This is a genomic window from Ferdinandcohnia sp. GQ5 (assembly GCF_059759275.1).
In genome coordinates this window covers 101,390-121,694 of sequence record NZ_JCAXEW010000014.1, presented here as the reverse complement: position 1 = coordinate 121,694, position 20,305 = coordinate 101,390, and the positions used below count along the sequence as shown (strand labels likewise).

Genomic DNA, 20,305 nt, shown 5'->3' with positions numbered 1-20,305 from the left:
AGAAACTCTTTAACACCGGAGAAAGAACTTCCGGTTTTACAATGTATGAGCGGTCGAAGATTGTAGCTATAAATTCCTCAATCGTTTCAAGGGTATGTTATCCTTCTTTTCCAACTTGTTTCCAAAATTTAATAAGAAATAGTAAAAAGTACTATGGTAATATATGTACTGTACTATTACGAAAGAATTTAGAGTGCAAAAGTGGTCATTAGACCATAATAGTTGGAAATTAAGGAGTTTAGGGAATGAAGTATAGATGGAGAATATTATCAATTTCTATTTTGATTATTACCACAACAATTTTTAAAATAAATGTTTATTTATCACTAGGGTATTTGCCACCCATTGAATGGATTTTGACATTCATTTCTATATTCCCTGTGTGGTGGGTTGGTTTACAAGTTGATAAAGCGAAATATTATGCTAAGGAATTGGAGAGAAAGGATAAAGAAATCGTCGAACTTTTTGATAGTGTTGATGCTGTGATTTATTCAATTAATCTTCGAACGAACCACACGATGGTATCAAAGAAAATTAGTGAGTTATATGGATATGAAGCTCATGAATTTAGAAAAAACCCGAATTTATGGAAAGAACATATTTATAACGAAGACATGGACATTGTAAAAGAAATAGAGCGAAAAGTCTACAACGGGGAAAGTGGATTAGGTGAATATCGAATTCATCTCCCAAATGGTGAATTAAAGTGGATTCAAAAGCGTGTTACGCCCATATTGGACTCGCATGGAACACTTGTAAAGTTGAATGGAATTGATATTGATATTGATAAGCGTAAAAAAGTAGAAGAATTACTTAAATTTAGCCAAGAACAAAATCATAAACTATTAGAAAAACGTTTGGAAGAAACCGAACAACGGTTTAAGTCATTATTTGTTCATAATTCCGATGCCATTTTTACATTTAATTTAGAGGGGAAATTAATTGAGGCTAACGAAGCTGCAGAGGAACTATTAGGTTACTCTATTGAGAGTCTCAAAGAAAAGGAGTGGGAAGCTGTCTTTGTTCCAAAATACATAGATTTGCACAGGAAATATTTTCAATATGTAAATGAAGGAACACAACAGGAATGTACGGTATCGATGATTCATGAGGATGGCAGTGAAAGAGTCGTTAATTTAAGAATGATTCCAATTATTATCGATAATCAGCTAATTGGTATTTATGAAATTGCAAAAGATATGACAGAAGCCATATTAACTGAGGAAATGATAAGAAGGTCTGATAAATTATCAGTTGTCGGTCAACTAGCTGCAGGAGTAGCTCATGAAATTAGAAATCCATTAACAACACTTAAAGGGTTTGTTCAATTATATAAGTCGAACATTGATAAACAGTATGTAGATGTTATGTTAACCGAGTTAGATCGGATTAACCTTATAGTCAGTGAATTTCTTATTCTTTCAAAACCACAAGCAACAAAGTATGAGTATATAGATATTAAACAGCTATTACAGAGTAGTATTTCATTACTGATGCCACAGGCATTATTAAAAAATATACAATTCCAACTTGAATTTGATAAAGAAATACCATGCATACAGTGTGAACAAAATCAATTAAAGCAAGTATTTATTAATATTGTAAAAAATGCGATTGAAGCAATGCCTCAAGGCGGAAGCATTCATGTAATCGTACAGGTTGAAAATAATGAGATGGTCAATATCCAAATTATAGATGAAGGAATAGGGATAGAAGAGGAGAAAATTCCTAATTTAGGAGAACCCTTCTTCTCGACAAAAGAAAATGGCACAGGATTAGGATTAATGGTAAGCTTTCGAATTATTGAAAATCATGGTGGAACGATGAATATATCTAGTCAGATAAACAAGGGTACCACCATTAATATTAACTTACCTATTACTCCTTCTCTTCAACAAGTATAAGGTATTAATCTTGAACCGTACTCGCCAGCTTTTAGTGAGAAAAATGAAGCTATGAAACAATGGGTGTTGTTGCGAAGTAGAAGTGGTGTAATTCATCTCTCGGACAAAAAATAGATTATGAGGCGGCTGATAACTTGAAAGCAAGAGCTAAATATCAAACTTGGATACGAATTCGTAAGCTACTGATATTCTTGGTTATTTCAGTCATCCTCCTTATAGTTACATTATTACCTATTAATTTATATCTTCGAGTTCTGTCAGGGTTCTTATCGTTGCCTTTTATTTATATAGCGTTTTTACTTTCTTATTCTGTTTATCAATTTGCAACATTTGGGGGTAATTATCAGTCAAAAATTCATGATCTAATCGTTGCCAAAGTGATTTGGGATGGAGAAGGAAAAATACTTGATATTGGTACGGGAAACGGCTCATTGATTATTAAATTGGCAAAGACCTTTCCTAATTCTGTTTTAACTGGAATTGATTATTGGGGTGAGAATTGGGAATATTCGAAAGCCCAATGCCAACAAAATGCTGAAATAGAAGGAGTCAATGAGAGGATTCATTTTTTGAAAGCAAGTGCTTCAGAACTCCCTTTTAATGATGATGAATTTGATATAGTTGTAAGTTGTTTAACATTTCATGAAGTAAAAGATAGAAGAGATAAAACTGAAGTTATTAAAGAGGCATTAAGAGTATTAAAACCAGGTGGCGTATTTGTTTTCTTAGATTTATTTATGGATGAAAATATATTTGGTGATGAAAAAGAGCTCATAAATAACATAAAGAAACATGGCATATCCGAATTGAATAGTTCCAAACTTGCTGAAGAAATTAAATTGCCTAAGCTCTTATTGGGTAAAAAGGTTTTAGGAAATGCAATGATTTTCGATGGACGGAAGTAACTGTAAATAAATTTACTTGTAAATTTATAAATACCAAAACATGGTGCTGTTTACTGAGGTCTGTGGCATGGCCTTAATAGTGTTTTAAGTATAATAGGAGCGGTAAATTTGTACCAAAAAAACACATTGAACTGGGGATTCAATGTGTTTTTCAGTAGTTTCTGAAATTATTTACTCAGGCTTGACGACGATAAATTCGTCAATAGTTTCTGGGGTATGTTTACCTTCTTTTCCTTGGAAAAGGTCAATATTAACGGTTACATCCATGCATCCAAGATATTTGCCATTTTCATCACGTACTGCCATGAATTTTTGATAGATTTGACCAGTTTCTTCACCTGAACGTTTAGGGAACCAAAATTCCCATTCATCGCGCGTTCCGGATCTGAAATCATTCAATAATTTCTCAACGTGGTGAGCGACTTTCGGATGAAGCTCAAGCACATGGCGGCCAATCGCCTCTTTACGACGACGATGCACCCGGTCAGGGTTATTTGAATACCAGCGGAAAATATCGTCCGCATCGCAAAAACCCATTTCAAATGGTAAAAGATTAATAATTGAATCCAAAGTGCTTGCTTTAATCGCACCAGTTTCAAAATTAATGACAGCTTCAGGACTTATTAATTCAGACAATTTTTCAGCAGACATAGAAAAACCTCCTATAAATAATCTCTGTTGATGAGAAGAATAAAATAATCTAAGAATTAGTGAGGAAAAAATCGGACACTTCTGAGTGCTTATTATCTAACCTCAATATTAATATAGCATTATTATAGATAGCGTAATGTGATTCATCTCACAGAAGATGCTTTTGATTATTCCTTGATATAGAGGGATTGAAAGCTCTTATTAGAAAGAGGCGGAAAAGTGGGATAGTGTCTGAAGTCATGCTAACTTCGGACAAGGAAGAGGCGGAAAGGTGGGGGTGTGTGAAGCTGTGCTAACTTCGGACAAGGAGTCGCAGAAAGGGTGCGATTGTGTCCGAAGTCGTGCTAACTTCGGACAAGGAAGAGGCAGAAAAGCGGGATAGTGTCCGAAGTCGTGTTAACTTCGGACAAAGAGTTGCAGAAAGGGCAGGATAGAGTCCGAAGCAATGTTAACTTCGGACAAGGAAGGTTCGGAAAAGCAGGCTAGTGTCCGAAGTCGTGTCAACTTCGGACAAGGAAGGTTCGGAAAAGCAGGCTAGTGTCCGAAGTCGTGTCAACTTCGGACAAGGAAGAGTCGGAAAAGCAGGAAAGTGTCTGAAGTCGTGCTAACTTCAGACAAGGAAGAGTCGGAAAAGCAGGAAAGTGTCTGAAGTCGTGTCAACTTCGGACAAGGAGTCGCAGAAAAGGCAGGAAAGTGTATGAAGTCGTTCTAACTTCGGACAGGGAAGAAGCGGAAAAGCAGGAAAGTGTCTGAAGTCGTTCTAACTTCGGACAAGGAAGAGTCGGAAAAGCGGGGGTATGTCCGAAGCCGTGCTAACTTCGGACAAAGTAGAGACGGAAAAGCGGGGGTATGTCCGAAGCCGTTCTAACTTCGGACAAAGAGTCGCAGAAAAGGTGCGGTTGTGTCCGAAGTCGTGCTAACTTCAGACAAGGAGTCGCAGAAAAGGTGCGGTTGTGTCCGAAGTCGTGCTAACTTCAGACAAGGAGTCGCAGAAAAGGTGCGGTTGTGTCCGAAGCCGAGTCAACTTCAGACAAGGAGTCACTGGAAAAGCAGGAAAGTGTCCGAAGCCGTTCTAACTTCGGACAAAGAGTCGCAGAAAAGGTGCGGTTGTGTCCGAAGTCGTGCTAACTTCGGACAGGAAGTCGTCGAAAAAGCAAGGTTGTGTCCAAAGAAATAGGGTCTTTATAAGAACAAAAATTATATATAATAGGAATCACTTGTCTTTCCAACTGCTTTAAAGTTTTTATTTAATACCCTGCAAAATGTCCTCTTGGTTAAATCAACATTGCACCATTCAAAAATATTCGAAGTCGTAATCTTCCGTTCAGGAAATAGCAACTGAAATTCCTTAACATTCCGTAGAATGGCATCTTCTATGGTTTCATGGCCTTCACACTTATCACAAATAAATGTATGGTTTCGTAATGTAACTTGAAAGGAACTACAGTATTTACAATAAACTTTCTTTTTTAGATGTTCATATTGGTAGTTTGGTACCTTTGAATATGGATTTTTAGTTTGATGTAATGAAATTAATTGTTTAGCCAATTTTTCATGCCCCTCATTCAACTTAGATGGTGTATTATTTATATTTCTAAAAAAACGGTCAACCTGATTGGGAAGAATAATAGGGTAGTCTATTTGCGTGTTGTATAAAGTGAACTCGGGGTTAATAAAAATAACAAAGGCTTCAACGAGGTAATTGAGCTTAAGGTCCCGGAGTAGTTGACGGAATTGTGAAGTACATTTGTTTAATTGTTCGATTGGATTCTTATATTCGCGACCGGTCTTAATTGCGTAAAATCTATCCTTTTCTATGCAGAAGTCACCTTCAAAATTTTTCACATCTAAGAGTCGAATTCCTTCCTGTGAAATAAATGTTGAATCAATTTGAAAATAGGAATTGTTGATTTTTAGCATCAAGTCATTGATAATATATCTTTCTTCTTGAAGACTTTCTGCCTTCTGATCAAATTTGGTCTCACCTTCATAACCCTTTTCTAGGTTGAAAAAATGAAATTTTTCTTCTTGTGTTAACTCCATCCGCGTGTTTAAAGATCGCATTTTCAGTAACTCTTCAGATTCTGCTCTTTCCTTAAGTATCATAAGCCACAGCCTTTCAAAATCCATAAGTCTTTTTTTATAAAAAAGTAAACATACGAATTTTATTTTATATATATAAAAGTGGATTCTAGCCTGCATTTAATTTTAGAGAATCAGAACCTGTCAACTCATAACTGGAGCGACAGGCACAAATCTTACTTCTTGAAAAAATTCACTCCATCGTTGGTTTTCAGACCTTCATGTTTTATCGAGACAGGATATTCAAGTCTTTCTCCTTTAGACGGATAAATCCCATGAGTGTGATACCAGTGCCACGTTTGATCTCCGTTTTTATTGCAAATAATTCCGCTCATTTTAATGCCAGGTGAAATGATCTCATAGGGGAGACCTTTGACGTAATAGGTACAATTCGTTTTTGTTTCTGTCAAAACAACTCTTTCTCCAATAATGCTTGTTACTTTAAACGAACTATCAACTTGATTAGTAAATTGGTTAAATTTCTGCTTTAGTCGGTCTATATCTTGATCAAGATTCCAGTCATCATGATGAATTCGAGGGAAGTCTATTAAAAAAATCCGGTTTATTATTCGTTCACAGATTTTTAATTCAGGAAAAGCTTCTGATGAGTATTGCTCGACTGCTGGATACCATGACGTGCCATTACGCTTGTCTAGCCAACGGACGAATTTTTTTAATTGGTAAAGGAAATCTTCTACGTCTTGTTCGTTAGGTGAAAGTTTGATGTGGTCAGGATAAAAGGAATAAATGAGGACTTCCCAAAAGGAGGACGAACATTGTTTCCAAGAGGGTGGACAATCATCATCTAAATAGTTGGTCATGAAATTTGAAATGACACGAAGAAACTCATTGCGTTTTTTATCAGAGGGTTTTTCTTTCTTGTAGGAAATAAAGTCTTTTCCATAATATTCAAAGAGACCACGATACCTCATCTCAAATTCAGAACTAAAAGCTAAATCTCTCAACAATTGCTGACGTTCTGCAGGGTTTGCAAATTCGTATGTTCTAACACTTACTTGCGGGCCATTTTTGTTCCGAAAATATTTGGATTTAAATCGGTTAGACATAAAAAGAATCAACTCACTTTCAAAATTTTAGTTTATTAAGTTTTTAAAATGAAGAAACAATGATATAGGTCATGCCCCATTACTCTTTCATTGTAATGAGTAAGAATTTCTTTCGCAATAATTATTTACAAAAAATTACATTTAACTATATGCATGGTGAATATAGTATGGACAGAGGTATTTAATGAGAATCAAGGTATCGAGTTAAGAAATAGTGGGGAGGAGGTTGGTGTGGAACTTTACCATAAACAGAAAAAAGCGTCTATGTTAAGACGCTTTTTATCTGTTTAAGTCTTGTATTCCAGGGCTATGTTCATTAGGCATCTCAGGTAGAACAGGTACTGGGTAGCCATCTGGTGGTGGAACTACTGAGAGAGTACCGTCATTTCTACTTGGGGACTCACCTTGGAAAATTTGTCCGATTAATGTTTCATCTAATCTAAAGTTAAATTGTGCATTATGGAAGCCCATTTCTACATACTTTCTACATTCTGGATATTTGTTAATATCATAATTTGGTACTGGGAAAATTTTTGCCCAATCTACACCTAGAGTTTCTAGAGCCTTAGCAAATGCATTTTGATGAGCATTATCACGTACAATTAAGAAAGCTAATGTTTCTCTAAAAGTTTTATTCGAACTCATTTCATATATTCTTGTCTTTTGGAGTACACCTGTTGATTCCAAAACGACATTATCGAGTAAATCACTAATCAAGTTTCCATGGCTATAAACATAGTTTCCATTCCAGGGATTACCTGCAGCATCAACAGGAAGCGAGCTTTGTGCCCCCATTATAAAGTGATGCGGATTTGCATGTTTGATTGCCTCCTCTAAAGGGGCCCCTGTACTACCACCGGATCCAACGGCTTCTTCTCCAGAGCCATTTAATAATTGATTAATCGTCGTTTGAACAAGTTCCACATGGCTTATTTCCTCTAGGAAAACACCTCTAATTAGGTCGCGGTACTGTTTTTGGTTTCCCCGGAAATTTGAACTTTGGAAAAAGAACTGCATCATTGTTCTCATTTCTCCAAACCTACCACCAAGTGTTTCTTGAAGTACTTTGGCTGCAGCGGGATCAGGTTTGTCTGGAACAATAATATTAATCAAATCTTCTCTATAAAAGTACATGATTTACCTCCTAACATATTCCTTGTTATTACGAAGTTAATGTTTGTTTAATTTATAGATAATATTCTAATTTACGAAATATGAAAGGAGGAGGTAATCATGAAAGATTAATAATAGACTTTATCTGTTGATTAAAAAAACAGAAAAACAATTCAATAGGGCTACATTCACCTGGTTTGCCCCCCAAAAGGCAATTCCTAAAGAAGCACGGACCATTGCAGTAAGTGACCTATTAGATGCAATGGCTTAGACTGCTCATATCGCAAAGCTTTAACGGCACAAATTGGCATAAATGAATGAAAAAGATTAGCATGGAACCCACTAGGATAAAAAAGTGTATTTAAGGATGTATTAAAAGAAGAAAAGCGAATATAAAAGGGGATCTTTGTTTTTGTTTCAAAAAAAAGCAGAGAAGAGTATTTATAAACTCTCTCTGCCAATTACATTATTCAGAAACCTTCTTAGCCCACTTTAATGTAGGATAACGGTTTACATAGTATGCAATATCTTCAAATTTTTCTGATACAAGGTAGTTATTTGTATAGAAATACACCGGCATAAACGGCATGTCTGTCATAAGAATTTCTTCAGCGTCGTGAAGAAGGTCAAAACGTTTCTTACTATCTTGTTCAACCTTGGCTTGTGCCATTACGCTATCGAACTCTTCATTTACCCATCCAGTACGGTTATTCGGGCTATCCCCTAAATAGTAGTCTAGGTTAACAACTGGATCTACGAATATTCCAATCCAACCCATACGCGCCATTTGATAGTTATGTTGCTTAGTTGTGTCTAAGTAAGTACCCCACTCTTGGTTACCAAGCTTAATATCTACCCCAAGGTTCTTTTTCAACATTTCTTGAACTGCCTCAGCAGTCTTTTTGTGATTCTCATCTGTGTTATAGAGCAACGTTACTTCCGGTAGTTCTGTCCAGCCTTCTTCAGCCATACCTTCAGCTAAAAGCTTTTTAGCTTCTTCATAGTTTTCTTCAAAATAGTCCCCACCAGTTTCACGGAATTCACCGTCTGGCGTTTCTGCTCCAGTTGGTACCATTGCGTATGCTGGAGTTTCTCCTGCTTTTGTAATATTCTTTGTTAACGCATCTCGGTCAATTCCCATTGCAAATGCTCTACGTACTTTTGCATTATTAAAAGGTTCTTTCTCGACGTTAAACATATACATGTAAGTTCCATAGTAAGGGACTTCCTTATACTCTGGATTATTTCTTTCAGCATCAATTGAATCAGTAGGTAATGTCATAACTAAATCAAGTTCTTTAGTTTTGAACATTTGGTAGAATGTTGTTGCTTCTCCAACCATTTTGAATGTGACTTTTTCTAGATTTACAACGTCTTGTGCATAATACTCTTTGTTTTTCTCAATAACTACTTGGCTATCATGTTGCCATTCAGTCATTTTAAATGGACCATTACTAATATAGCCTTCAGCTTCAGCTGCCCAGTTTTTGTTCGATTCAACAAGGTCCTTTTTAACAGGATAGAATGTCCATAATGTTAACAAACTATCAAAATAACCAAGAGGGCTTGTTAGTTCAACTTCGAATGTACGGTCATCAACTGCTTTTATACCAACGTCTTCGACTGTTCCATTCCCTTTGTTATACTCTTCTGCACCTTTTATGTAATACAAGTAAAATGCAAAAGAACTTCCTGTTTCAGGATTCAGCACACGCTCCCACGCATATTCAAAGTCTTGCGCAGTTACTTGTGAGCCATCAGACCATTTTGCATCCTCACGTAGAGTGAAAGTGTATGTTTTCCCATCATCAGAAACCTTTACATCTTCAGCAACACCTAGGACTGGATTTCCATCCTTATCACGGGTATATAAGCCTTCAAAAATATGATCTAATACCCATCCAGAAGGAACATCAGTTGCCATTGCTGGGTCAATCGCAGGTGGCTCAGTTTTGATATTAACTACCATTTCCTGTTTTACATCTGCGGAACTTTTTCCATCTGATTCATTTCCAGTAGAATTACTACTGCATGCGGCAAGAATGGACGAAGCTACCATTACTATCGATAATAACATTAGCCATTTTTTCTTCATGATTTTCTCCCCTTTGTTTCAATTTTTATTCAATCATATCGTCGTATTACTAGATAGAAGTAGTAGACTCAATGAATAATAACCATTTACCTAAAATAGATACTAAAATCCATCAATTTTACCGAAAATCGGTTTTCTGCTTTGGAAATTACCTAGTTTCAATATTTAGAAAACTTTTTCATACCTAAAATAGGAATTGATAATAGTCATTATATAAAAATAATTTTCAGAAATCAATAATAATTTTTAAAAAGGAGAATAAAAAATATATTAATGCGAACAAAAATTAACCAATGGTAAAAAAATAAAAATGCTACAAAAGAAAAGCAGAGAAATGTTCGATTTACATTTCTCTTTAGGAAATTTACCTTGTTAAATATTGATTCATGAAGCTAACAATCATTGAATTCATTTTAATATGGTTTTCAATCTTTTCTGTTTGATGCCCTTCATCCTCGAAAATGATCAGTTCGGCTTGTTTACCTTGAGAGCGTAAATCAGAGTAAAGTTGCTCCGCCTCACTTACCGGTACCCTGGTATCATTACGACCATGGAAGATTAGTAACGGAACAGATATATTCTTAGTATGATTTAATGGAGCTATTTCTTCAAAGAAATCCATGTCCTTGTCCAGGGTTCCGTATTCACACTCACGCAATTTTCGACGCCATGATCCAGTATTTTCAAGAAAGGTTTTAAAATGAGAAATCCCAACAATGTCCACGCCTGCTGCCCAAATATCAGGATAGTGTGTTAAAGCCGCAAGAACCATAAAGCCCCCATAGCTTCTTCCCATAATTCCGATTCTATTTTTATCAACAGACCTGTTTGTAATCAGATCCTTAACAAGCCAAGCGAGATCAGCAACAGCATCCATACGCTTTCGTCCGTCATCCAATTGTACATATTTTCTTCCATATCCCATACTACCACGGACATTTGGTGCTACTACGGCAAATCCTTGTCCTGCTAAAAATTGGATAACAGGATTAAACTCGGCTTTAATTTGATATTCCGGACCACCATGGACATATATGACAAGGGGCTGCGACTGTTCCTTTTTCCCATAGATAAAATATGGAACCTCTAACCCATCAAAGGAGGAAAATGTACATAGTTCAGGCTCTAGCCATAGGTTTTCGACGCTTTCTGAACGTCCTACAAATGTAAGTCTTTCTACTTTACTTTTGTCAATGGAGGCTCTCCAAATATCCCCAGGAAGGGTTGGACTATTTAAGCTGAAAATCAGGTTTTCGTCATCTAGCCAGGAAAGAGAGTCCAAAATGCCGTTTGGAATGCCTGTTATTTGTTCATGTATACCTGTAATCAAATCAAATATCGTAAGTGAATAAATCCCGCCTTCGTTGACCGTATACACTAGCTTTTCTTCATTGGGTGACAATGCTATCTCTTCAACATCCCATTTATCAACTGAGAATAACTTTTTCGGTGCAGTAGGCTTATCCCACCAGAATTGGTAAATATCTAAAGTGTCATTGAAAGCATCAGATAATACGAAGCCGCTTTTACCATCCTTTGTTAGTATGAGAGATTGGTATCTTGCATGAGTTCCTTCAAATCCAATTCTATTTCTTTCCCCAGTATGTATATCTAGAACATATAAAGAAGTATCTATGTTCGTATCTTGTATGCTGATAACTAACTGTTCTTCATTTTTAAGCCATACTAGAGGTGTACAGTTTCCATCATACTCAAATACAACAGATTCCTGTTTTGTTTCGACATCCATAATGAATACGTCAAATGATCCTGGATGCCTTCTATTGCTTGAATAGGCAATTTTACTACCATCAGGAGACCAACCTCCAAAGTAATGGAAATGGGAAGGAGAGACCACTAGTTCTTCAACAATCTTACCCTCCTCTTTTAGGAGATAAAACTGTTGTTTTTCATTCCCTTTTGAATCCATTCCAACGACTGTTTTATCACCAGACGGTGAATGATAGACGGATAAAATACGATCTTCTAAATCCGTGTATTGTTCAATCGTTGAAGTATCTTTGCTCCATTTCCATACTTGAGGTATGCCGGTTTTCTTAGTTAAAAATGTAACTGTATTTTGATTTGGAATAACAGTAGGTTTATAAGCAGAAACTGCGTTTAAATAACTATGTAATTTTGATTCAAGTGTGATTTCCACTTCTAATTCCCCCAATCTTTATTTTTGAATGGACTAGTATACAAAAAAGACTATTTGTTTTAGTTGTAAAATACAAATAGCCCAATAACAGAAAGAGATATAGTCAAAATTGAAAACTGTAATGTTACCTTATAAACCATCATAGAAAGGTTATGCTTAAACTGAATGATGTCTTCATTACTTTCTAATTCTTCATCCACTTGTTGTAATGACCTAGACTTTGGCATCATGGTCATATTTAACTTCTTAAAACCAGACATAAAAAGGTGTAAAAATCCGCTATGAATTATCTTAACGGATGTAGCTATCAAACCTGAAATCAGTCCGATCAGGAATGTTACATTTATCCATTCAAGTAAAGATAAATGCAGAAATGCAATTGTCCCGATCCAGAAAAGGATAATAAACATCGGAAAAATAACTTTTTTCATCTTCTTAAGCCCCTTATTTAACAGGGCAGAGGAGTCAAACAAATGGCTCACCCTGCCTGTTTATAATACTTCAGAAACCCTTTTAGCCCATTTTAACAGAATAAATGGTAAATCATTCATTTATACTTTTTTAGCATCGTGGCTAGATCTTGTTCTACTTTTGCTTGCATCAAGAGACTATCAAAATCTTCAATTCCCCATCCTGTTTGGTTATTCGGGCTATCACCCAAATAGTAGTCAAGCATTACAACTGGATTAACAAAGATACCAATCCAGCCCATGCGAGCCATTTGATCATTTTTTTTAGGTTGGGTTGTATCTAAATAAGTTCCCCACTCCTGGTTGGATAATTGATTAGTTAATACAAGTGACAAGCTGTCCAATGATCTTTTTGAATCTCTTTCCACTCTGGCGCTTTTTGAGAGCAAATGTCCATTGCATGTGGGCATCTTGTTCTAAAACGACACCCACTTGGCGGGTTTACCGGACTTGGTGGATCACCTTGAAGAACAATACGCTCTCTTTTATCCGCTCGTGGATTTGGGTTAGGAATAGCTGATAACAGTGCCTGTGTGTAAGGATGTAATGGATTTTTAAAAAGTTCGTCACTTTCACTCATTTCCATCATTTTACCTAAGTACATTACGCCGATTCGATCACTTATATGTTTTACCATGCCTAGGTCATGGGCGATAAACAAATACGTTAATTCTTCCTCTTTCTTTAAATCATCTAGCAAATTAATAACCTGTGCTTGGATGGACACATCTAAGGCAGAAATAGGTTCATCGGCAACGATAAACTTCGGTTTAACGGCAAGTGCTCTAGCAATGCCTATACGTTGTCGCTGACCACCACTAAATTCATGTGGGTAGCGTTTTGCGTGTTCTGGTCTTAGTCCTACTCTTTCAAGTAATTCATAGATGCGATTTTGACGTTCTTGTCCTTTTGCCAGCTTATAAGCATCCATACCTTCTGCGATGATGTCCCCAACTTGCATCCTAGGGTTAAGAGATGCATGTGGGTCTTGGAAAATGATTTGCAGTTCACGGTTAATTACTTTTTTTGTAGACTTGTCTAATTTTTCTACATCTTTGCCATTGTAGATGATATTTCCGGATGTAGGTGCCTGTAACCCTACGATTGTTTTTCCTAAGGTAGACTTTCCACTACCACTTTCGCCTACAAGGCCAAATGTTTCTCCTTTTTTGATGGAGATAGATATATCGTCTACCGATTTCACAGTCTGATTTTTATTGATATGAAAATACTTTGAAAGCTGTTGAACTTCAAGAATATGTTCCGACATTATTCTTCACTCCCTGCTGCAACTAAATCTTCTACCTTTGGAGCCCTAGGGTCGTTCAACCAGCATTTTGCTGTATGTCCCTGATCTATTTCAAAATCTGGTGGAATTTCCTCTAAGCAAATGTCCATTGCAAATTTACAACGGGGAGCAAATGGACATCCTTTTGGAGGAGAAAAAAGATCTGGTGGTGATCCCTCAATTGGAACCAATGGTTTTTTCTCTCCATCCTCAACTTTTGGTATGGATTCAAGTAAACCCCAAGTATAAGGGTGTTTTGGATTTTCAAATAGGTCAAAGACAGTTCCGCTTTCGACCATCATTCCTGCATACATTACAATTACACGTTGTGCAGTTTCAGCAACTACACCAAGGTCGTGTGTTATTAGAATAATAGAAGTGTCTAATTTGTTTTGTAAATCCTTCATTAGTTCAAGGACTTGTGCCTGAATCGTTACATCAAGTGCAGTTGTAGGTTCATCTGCAATTAACAACTCCGGATTACATGATAAGGCAATTGCAATCATCGCTCTTTGCCTCATACCTCCACTGAATTCATGTGGAAATTGATTATATCGCTCTTCAGGGTTTGGAATACCTACGAGTTTAATCATTTCGATCGCTCGTTTTTTTGCATCATCTTTAGATAATCCTTGGTGAAGGATCAGCCCTTCTTCGATTTGCTTCCCAATGCGCATGGTAGGATTTAAGGATGTCATCGGATCTTGGAAAACCATACTTATTTTTGAACCTTTAATTTTTCGCATTTCTTTTTTGGACATCTTTAGAATATCTTTATCGTGAAAGTGAATGGTACCGCCTCTAATAATACCTGGAGGAGTTGGAATCAATCCCATAATAGATTGAACCGTAACGCTTTTACCACTACCACTTTCACCGACTATTGCAAGTATTTCACCTTTATTTACATGGAAGGATACGTCACGTACTGCTTTGACTTCTCCCCCATACGTTTTAAAATTAACTTCTAAATTCTTAACTTCTAATAAATGGGCCAATCTAAAAACCTCCTAATCTCGAGATCTTGGATCAAGAGCATCTTGTAATCCATCACCAAATGCATTAAAAGCAAACATTGTTAATGAGATTAACACTGCAGGGAAAAATAAACGCCACCACTGTCCACTTAAAATAACCCCTAATGCATCATTTGCCATGGTACCCCAGCTTGCGAATGGAGCTTGTACTCCTAGTCCTAGGAAACTTAAAAATGCTTCAGCAAAGATTGCACTTGGAATGGAAAATGTTAAATTGACGATGATAATCCCCATCATATTTGGTACTAAATGTCGGGAAATTATTTTTGCATGTGAAGTACCAAGTTTTTGTGCTGCCAATACGTATTCTTGTGATTTTAATTGCAGAACTTGTCCACGTATAATTCTGGCCATCCCGACCCACCCCGTTACACATAGTGCAATTATTATGGTGGTTACCCCGGGTTCCATTATCACCATCAACAGAATAACGACTAACAGGTATGGGATTCCATAAAGAATTTCTACTATTCTCATTAGTCCACTATCAATACGATCTCCTAGCTTTCCGCGACCTGCCATATAACCAGAGATTCCCCCAATTACAACCCCTAAGAATAAATCAATTACGGCTGCAACAAGACCAATGGTTAGGGATATTCGAGCACCCATCCATGTTCTAACCCACATGTCACGACCTAAATCATCTGTTCCAAACCAATGTTCACCTGAAGGAGCCAGGTTTGTTTTCGTTAAGTCTTGATCGGACGCCGAGTATGGTGCCATCATCGGTCCAAAGATAGCGAAAAACATGATTACAACTAATAGTGCAAGACCAAATATAGCAAGTTTATTTTTAAGAATACTTAATACTGTTTCTTTCCAAACACTCAGACTTGGTCGTTGTATTGGATCAGCCTTGAGTTTTTTGGGATCTGCCGGACGAAATAGGGAATGATCTACGCTTTTTTCTATCATGTTAATCCCCCTTACTTGATAACTTAATTCTAGGATCGATGAGACGATATGAAATATCAATCACAAAAAGAGTCACAACAAGAATCGTACTAAAGAATACGGTTGTACCCATGATTACCGGATAATCACGATTAAAAATACTATCTACGAAGTAACGTCCAATTCCCGGTATTGCAAATATTTTTTCAATTACGAATGTACCTGTGATTAATGAAACAAATAAAGGACCAATAAAAGATACAACAGGTAATATTGCATTTCGTATTCCATGTTTTAAAACTAAATTCGTTGTTGATAACCCCTTAGCGTTTGCAGTTTTTATATAGTTTTGGTTCATGACTTCAAGCATGCTAGACCTCATAAATCTAGCGATAACAGCTAAAGGTGTTGTTGCTAATGCTAATGAAGGAAGTATGGTATGCTGCCATGTACCCCAAGAAGCAACAGGGAGAAGTCCCCATTCAACTGCAAAATATTTAATTAAAAATGGTGCTAATATGAAACTAGGTACTGATATACCGATTATGGCAATAATCATCGATGTATAATCCAGGAATCGGTTATGGTTTAAGGCAGCAACAATCCCTAACATTAGTCCAATTACAAGTGCAATAATAATGGACTGAAGACCGAGAATTGCAGATGCGGAGAATCCGTCCGAAATAATCTGGTTTACTGTACGAGTTTCCGATTGAATGGAAGGACCTAAATCTAGCATTACGAGATTTTTCAAATAGAGAGCATATTGAACGGGTAATGGTTCATCTAAATTAAACTTTGCTCGCATATTTTCTAACACTTCTGGTGGTAGTGCATTAGAGTCAGACGCAAATGGATCACCAGGGATAAATTTCATTATTATGAAAGTTAGAGAAGCTATTATCCAAATCGTAAGTAACATGGTAAAGAATCGTTTAACTATATACATGTAACAAAACACCTCCAGAATATGAAAAACTTATGCACATTCCTCTGCCTCACAACCTATAAATTTCTTACAAGATTGTAGAGGGAGGGACAGGCGCAGGAGCTTAACACAAAAAAATGGGTTTAAGTTTTTACTTTTTTATAGATTGAGAAGTTATGAATTTACACTACCTAGCACACCGTTTGTAGCTGCCATTGCAATAATGACACAACCCCACATATGTTTGTATGCTGTCACCATGTCATCACAAGTGAAGCGAATCTTTGTTGGACTAATAAGTTCAACAGTAGGAAGAGTTGTTGTCATTTTAGCTTGTTGTGGGCCTTTAAAATCAATTTCAAATGTAATGGGGCCATTCACTTTAGTAGGTGTAAACTCTCCAATACGTTCAACAGCTTTTTCTGCTTTCTCACGAATGATAGTTTGCGCTACTTCAGGATGTAGAAGTTCTGCAGAAAAACGATCAACAGCCCTTTTGGTTACTGCCCCTTCTACGTTAGGCAAGGTTTCTTTCACTTCTTTTACATACGCATCGTCTCCACTAATGAAAATAGCAGGGACACCAAAAGAACCTGCAACCATTGTATTCATTTCTGTTTCCCCAACAACCTTGCCATTAATTTTCATTTCCTTTACACAAATACCAGCCAATGTATGACTAATTACTGTTACATCAGACCCAGCTTCACGTCCGTGATGACCAACAAACATAATACCGCTAAATGTTTCATCAAGACCTTCAAGTTGGCACATCACTCTATTGCTACCTGATACTAGTCGAGCTCTAGAATCTAATTCTTCTATAATAATATTGGACATATTACCGTGCCCATCAGCTACGACTACCTCTGTAGCACCACCATTAAATGCCCCTTCGATTGCAGCATTTACATCAGCTGTCATTAGTTTACGAAAGCGTTGATACTCACTCGGGGTTTTTAATTGTTGATTGGTAGCAACACCAGAAATACCCTCCATATCAGCAGAAATAAATATTTTCATCAAACTCTCTCCCTTTTTCATTAGAATTAAGATGTTAAAAATCTTGTCATTAGATAAATTCAAATGTATTTTTATATACATCAAGCTGTACCATGGAATTAATTTCCAATATTTTTTCGTTGTCATTTAAAAGAATGATCGTATCTGTGATTTTCTTTTGATCTTTAACCGCTATTTGTATAAGAAGTTGATATTTGCCTGAAATTAATGAAATATAGCGAATCCATTTAATTTCCTGTAAGTCCTTTACAACAGTTTCAATAGACTTAGGATGAACCTTAATTAAAATAATGGCTCCAGCCTTAATTCCAACAGTAAGTGGATCAACAATACCGACTACGTTCAATATTTCTTTTTCGATTAAGCTTTTGTAACGAAGCCTTACTGTCTTTTCTGTTACATTTAATTTGCAGGCAAGGTCTTTAAACGACATTCTCCCATCAACTGATAAATGTCGAATAATGCCACTGTCCAGTTCATCTAATTCATAATGCAATTAATCTCCCCCTTTCAGTACTTTTTTCTAAACGACTATCACAAAAGGATAATAATTTAATTTTCACTACCAATTTAAAATACTTTAAATATAGTTTATTATCTAAATAAGGAATTAGTTGCAATTATATAGAAATAGTTTTCAGAAATCAATTATAATTTTGTTAATTAGAAAGAAATTTTTTCGTTATGTATTAGTAATGCTCATGTTTACGGAGTTTTGAAATGATAAGGACTATATACTTCACTTTCGAACAGGTACTTTTTATTAGAATAGTTTTTGGAAAGGAGGGGAAATTGTCGAAACTTTTATGTGCTTTATAAGTAGTTGAACGGTAAATAGACTAGGTGCTTCTTTAGAATTAAAAAGGGATTCAACAAAGAGGAAGTATCGTGGGTACTAAAAATGAATGGATAATAGAATGACGATTATCTTCTATATAATATCAGTAAGCCGTTTTCCAAAAAAATAAAAGGGACCCTACAAAACACTAAGTCTAATGTTTTGTAGGGTCTTTATCGTTAGATAACTTCTTAGTCTAAAATTGTTACTTTTACTTGTTGAACACCGTAATTAATGGCATCTTGTTTGGATGGAATAAATATATCAATTTTATTTCCTTTAATGGCTCCACCAGTGTCTCCTGCAATTGCTTCTCCATATCCTTCTACATGAACTTTGCTGCCAAGTGGAATGACAGATGGGTCAACAGAGATTACCTTTGCATCTGGATTTTCCATTAAGTTAATTCCAGTAGATGTAATACCCGAACATCCATCACATGTAGCGGTGTATGCTGTAGCAGTTACAGTTATTTCCTTCTGACTTGTATTCGTTGTTGATGCTGCTTGTTGTTCTTTAGTTGAGTTTTCTTTTGGTTTTTCAGTAGCGGGTGCTACAGGTGCACTTTCTTTTTGCTTTTCTGTAGTTGCCGCTGGCGCTACAGGGGTGCTCTTAATTGTCTTTTTATCAGTTGTAACTGTGCTTGTAGTTTCTTTTGTTGTTCCTGTAACTGATTGTACTGGCTTTTCTCCAACAGCTGCTGCAACTGTTTTTGCACCTTCAAAGATTACTAGATTTAATCCAGGATGGATAAGATCACTATGTAATTGGTTCCATTCCTTTAATTGTGAAACCTTTACCTGATGTTGAATGGCGATGTCCCATAATGTGTCGCCTTTCTTAACCGTATATTGTTTTTCTGGTGCAATAAATAGTTCATCCCCAGGGTGAATGAGGTCAGTTGAAAGATGATTCAACATTTTAGTATTTTTAACGGATGTATTTTGTGCGCGTGATAGATCCCAAAGGGTATCTCCTTTTTGTACTGTAATCATTGAAGCATGTACATTAGCACTTACTGTTACTGAGAGTACAGTACCTGTTAAGATCGCTACCATTTTTTTTAGCATTTAATTACCCTCCATATTCTTTGGTTGCTAATTTTCAATAATCGTATCATAGAAAATCTGTAGAAAAAGAACAGGGAGGTAATAATTTGGTTTCAACTGTGGCAATTATATTGCAAGAATATTTCTTACATACTAATGGTTGAAATATATGGTTTTCTTAAATATGTAAGAGCATCTTCTGTTATTTCAGAATAGGAAATAAGTACCGGTTCATATTGCGTGTAGCAAAGTTTAACAATGATGCAACACTTAGTTTGCTATATCTAGATGTTTGTAAGCAGAATGAGTATATTGTTGTAAAAATGAACAAATTATCGGTTATTGTCTACTTGACAAGTTTATTAGAACAGTATAGAATCTGTTAAAGAACAAGTAATGATGCGATACGCAACATTTCTTGGGCGACCAATTTAGCTTTTAGATAAAACTTTAAAAAATGTGTTGCAATTTTACCTAAATATAGGACTAATATTCTAGTGGTTCCTGCCACTTATTTTTATCGTCCATATGTAAGCACTTGCAGTTCTTTCTTGGGGATGGATAGTAGATGCTAGTGGAATTGTACACAATATTATCGAAATCATTGTCCTTAAATAGAAAGTTTTATTTACAAGATCATCTATTGATTAGCTCAAGTGTAATAGTCTTATTTATACCGATGTAAATAAATGTAACCGTATACTTGTAAATAAGAAATTTAGTAAGCGGTAATAATCGGTATATTCTAACAGACCTTTACAAAAAATGAAAGCTGGTATCTCATCCATCCATTATTT

Annotated in this window: 16 protein-coding genes and 1 pseudogene; 2 read left to right on the top strand and 15 right to left on the bottom strand. The window is 36.1% G+C overall.

The window, feature by feature from the left end; all coding sequences use genetic code 11:
- Positions 1-245 precede the first annotated feature (245 nt).
- Complete coding sequence (locus tag AC6CHV_RS17310; protein ID WP_341333417.1) at positions 246-1,904, top strand: PAS domain-containing sensor histidine kinase; 1,659 nt, start codon at positions 246-248, stop codon at positions 1,902-1,904.
- Positions 1,905-2,038: 134 nt separating this feature from the next.
- Entirely contained in the window at positions 2,039-2,809 is a 771-nt protein-coding gene (locus tag AC6CHV_RS17305; protein ID WP_341333416.1) for a class I SAM-dependent methyltransferase, read from the top strand.
- Positions 2,810-2,980: 171 nt separating this feature from the next.
- Here AC6CHV_RS17305 and AC6CHV_RS17300 read toward each other — a convergent pair whose 3' ends face one another.
- The 15 genes and pseudogenes from AC6CHV_RS17300 to AC6CHV_RS17230 form a co-directional block, all read right to left on the bottom strand.
- A complete protein-coding gene (locus tag AC6CHV_RS17300; protein ID WP_341333415.1) occupies positions 2,981-3,460 on the bottom strand; it encodes a PAS domain-containing protein in 480 nt (159 codons plus the stop codon).
- A 1,197-nt stretch (positions 3,461-4,657) separates the two neighbouring features.
- Complete coding sequence (locus AC6CHV_RS17295) at positions 4,658-5,566, bottom strand: nuclease-related domain-containing protein (protein ID WP_341333414.1); 909 nt, start codon at positions 5,564-5,566, stop codon at positions 4,658-4,660.
- A 152-nt stretch (positions 5,567-5,718) separates the two neighbouring features.
- Positions 5,719-6,609 (bottom strand): hypothetical protein, encoded by an 891-nt coding sequence (locus AC6CHV_RS17290; protein ID WP_341333413.1) that lies wholly within the window; start codon positions 6,607-6,609, stop codon positions 5,719-5,721.
- A gap of 279 nt (positions 6,610-6,888) precedes the next feature.
- The gene (locus tag AC6CHV_RS17285) at positions 6,889-7,743 is read right to left on the bottom strand and encodes a manganese catalase family protein (RefSeq protein WP_341333412.1); all 855 of its coding nucleotides are present in this window, start codon (positions 7,741-7,743) and stop codon (positions 6,889-6,891) included.
- Positions 7,744-8,188: 445 nt separating this feature from the next.
- On the bottom strand, positions 8,189-9,817 hold the full coding sequence (locus AC6CHV_RS17280; protein WP_341333411.1) for a peptide ABC transporter substrate-binding protein: 1,629 nt from the start codon (positions 9,815-9,817) through the stop codon (positions 8,189-8,191).
- Between the two features lie 364 nt (positions 9,818-10,181).
- Complete coding sequence (locus tag AC6CHV_RS17275; protein ID WP_341333410.1) at positions 10,182-11,978, bottom strand: S9 family peptidase; 1,797 nt, start codon at positions 11,976-11,978, stop codon at positions 10,182-10,184.
- Positions 11,979-12,037: 59 nt separating this feature from the next.
- Positions 12,038-12,409 carry a DUF3899 domain-containing protein gene (locus AC6CHV_RS17270; protein WP_341333409.1) on the bottom strand — a complete coding sequence of 124 codons (372 nt, stop codon included), beginning with the start codon at positions 12,407-12,409 and terminating at the stop codon, positions 12,038-12,040.
- Positions 12,410-12,555: 146 nt separating this feature from the next.
- A pseudogene (locus AC6CHV_RS17265) lies at positions 12,556-12,762 on the bottom strand (peptide ABC transporter substrate-binding protein); the annotation flags it as partial.
- A 5-nt stretch (positions 12,763-12,767) separates the two neighbouring features.
- Positions 12,768-13,718, bottom strand: coding sequence for an oligopeptide/dipeptide ABC transporter ATP-binding protein (locus AC6CHV_RS17260; protein WP_121448161.1), 951 nt, complete (start codon positions 13,716-13,718; stop codon positions 12,768-12,770).
- Positions 13,718-14,734 (bottom strand): oligopeptide/dipeptide ABC transporter ATP-binding protein, encoded by a 1,017-nt coding sequence (locus AC6CHV_RS17255; protein WP_498079307.1) that lies wholly within the window; start codon positions 14,732-14,734, stop codon positions 13,718-13,720. The genes AC6CHV_RS17260 and AC6CHV_RS17255 overlap by 1 nt, the downstream gene beginning before the upstream one ends.
- Before the next feature lie 12 nt (positions 14,735-14,746).
- Positions 14,747-15,691: an ABC transporter permease gene (locus AC6CHV_RS17250; RefSeq protein WP_341333406.1), complete on the bottom strand. Its 945-nt coding sequence runs from the start codon at positions 15,689-15,691 to the stop codon at positions 14,747-14,749.
- A gap of 1 nt (position 15,692) precedes the next feature.
- The gene (locus AC6CHV_RS17245) at positions 15,693-16,619 is read right to left on the bottom strand and encodes an ABC transporter permease (protein WP_341333405.1); all 927 of its coding nucleotides are present in this window, start codon (positions 16,617-16,619) and stop codon (positions 15,693-15,695) included.
- 153 nt (positions 16,620-16,772) lie between these two features.
- The gene (locus AC6CHV_RS17240) at positions 16,773-17,621 is read right to left on the bottom strand and encodes a M55 family metallopeptidase (RefSeq protein ID WP_440274477.1); all 849 of its coding nucleotides are present in this window, start codon (positions 17,619-17,621) and stop codon (positions 16,773-16,775) included.
- 49 nt (positions 17,622-17,670) lie between these two features.
- Positions 17,671-18,117 (bottom strand): AsnC family transcriptional regulator, encoded by a 447-nt coding sequence (locus AC6CHV_RS17235; protein WP_498079306.1) that lies wholly within the window; start codon positions 18,115-18,117, stop codon positions 17,671-17,673.
- A gap of 533 nt (positions 18,118-18,650) precedes the next feature.
- Complete coding sequence (locus AC6CHV_RS17230; protein ID WP_341333402.1) at positions 18,651-19,529, bottom strand: LysM peptidoglycan-binding domain-containing protein; 879 nt, start codon at positions 19,527-19,529, stop codon at positions 18,651-18,653.
- Positions 19,530-20,305 lie beyond the last annotated feature (776 nt).

What these genes read in the sequence shown, in the direction of transcription:
- AC6CHV_RS17310 (WP_341333417.1), top strand. Translation starts at nt 246, where the DNA reads ATGAAGTATAGATGGAGAATATTATCAATTTCTATTTTGATTATTACC.
- AC6CHV_RS17300 (WP_341333415.1), bottom strand. Translation starts at nt 3,460, where the DNA reads ATGTCTGCTGAAAAATTGTCTGAATTAATAAGTCCTGAAGCTGTCATT.
- AC6CHV_RS17295 (WP_341333414.1), bottom strand. Translation starts at nt 5,566, where the DNA reads ATGATACTTAAGGAAAGAGCAGAATCTGAAGAGTTACTGAAAATGCGA.
- AC6CHV_RS17290 (WP_341333413.1), bottom strand. Translation starts at nt 6,609, where the DNA reads ATGTCTAACCGATTTAAATCCAAATATTTTCGGAACAAAAATGGCCCG.
- AC6CHV_RS17285 (WP_341333412.1), bottom strand. Translation starts at nt 7,743, where the DNA reads ATGTACTTTTATAGAGAAGATTTGATTAATATTATTGTTCCAGACAAA.
- AC6CHV_RS17280 (WP_341333411.1), bottom strand. Translation starts at nt 9,817, where the DNA reads ATGAAGAAAAAATGGCTAATGTTATTATCGATAGTAATGGTAGCTTCG.
- AC6CHV_RS17270 (WP_341333409.1), bottom strand. Translation starts at nt 12,409, where the DNA reads ATGAAAAAAGTTATTTTTCCGATGTTTATTATCCTTTTCTGGATCGGG.
- AC6CHV_RS17260 (WP_121448161.1), bottom strand. Translation starts at nt 13,718, where the DNA reads ATGTCGGAACATATTCTTGAAGTTCAACAGCTTTCAAAGTATTTTCAT.
- AC6CHV_RS17250 (WP_341333406.1), bottom strand. Translation starts at nt 15,691, where the DNA reads ATGATAGAAAAAAGCGTAGATCATTCCCTATTTCGTCCGGCAGATCCC.
- AC6CHV_RS17245 (WP_341333405.1), bottom strand. Translation starts at nt 16,619, where the DNA reads ATGTATATAGTTAAACGATTCTTTACCATGTTACTTACGATTTGGATA.
- AC6CHV_RS17240 (WP_440274477.1), bottom strand. Translation starts at nt 17,621, where the DNA reads ATGAAAATATTTATTTCTGCTGATATGGAGGGTATTTCTGGTGTTGCT.
- AC6CHV_RS17230 (WP_341333402.1), bottom strand. Translation starts at nt 19,529, where the DNA reads ATGCTAAAAAAAATGGTAGCGATCTTAACAGGTACTGTACTCTCAGTA.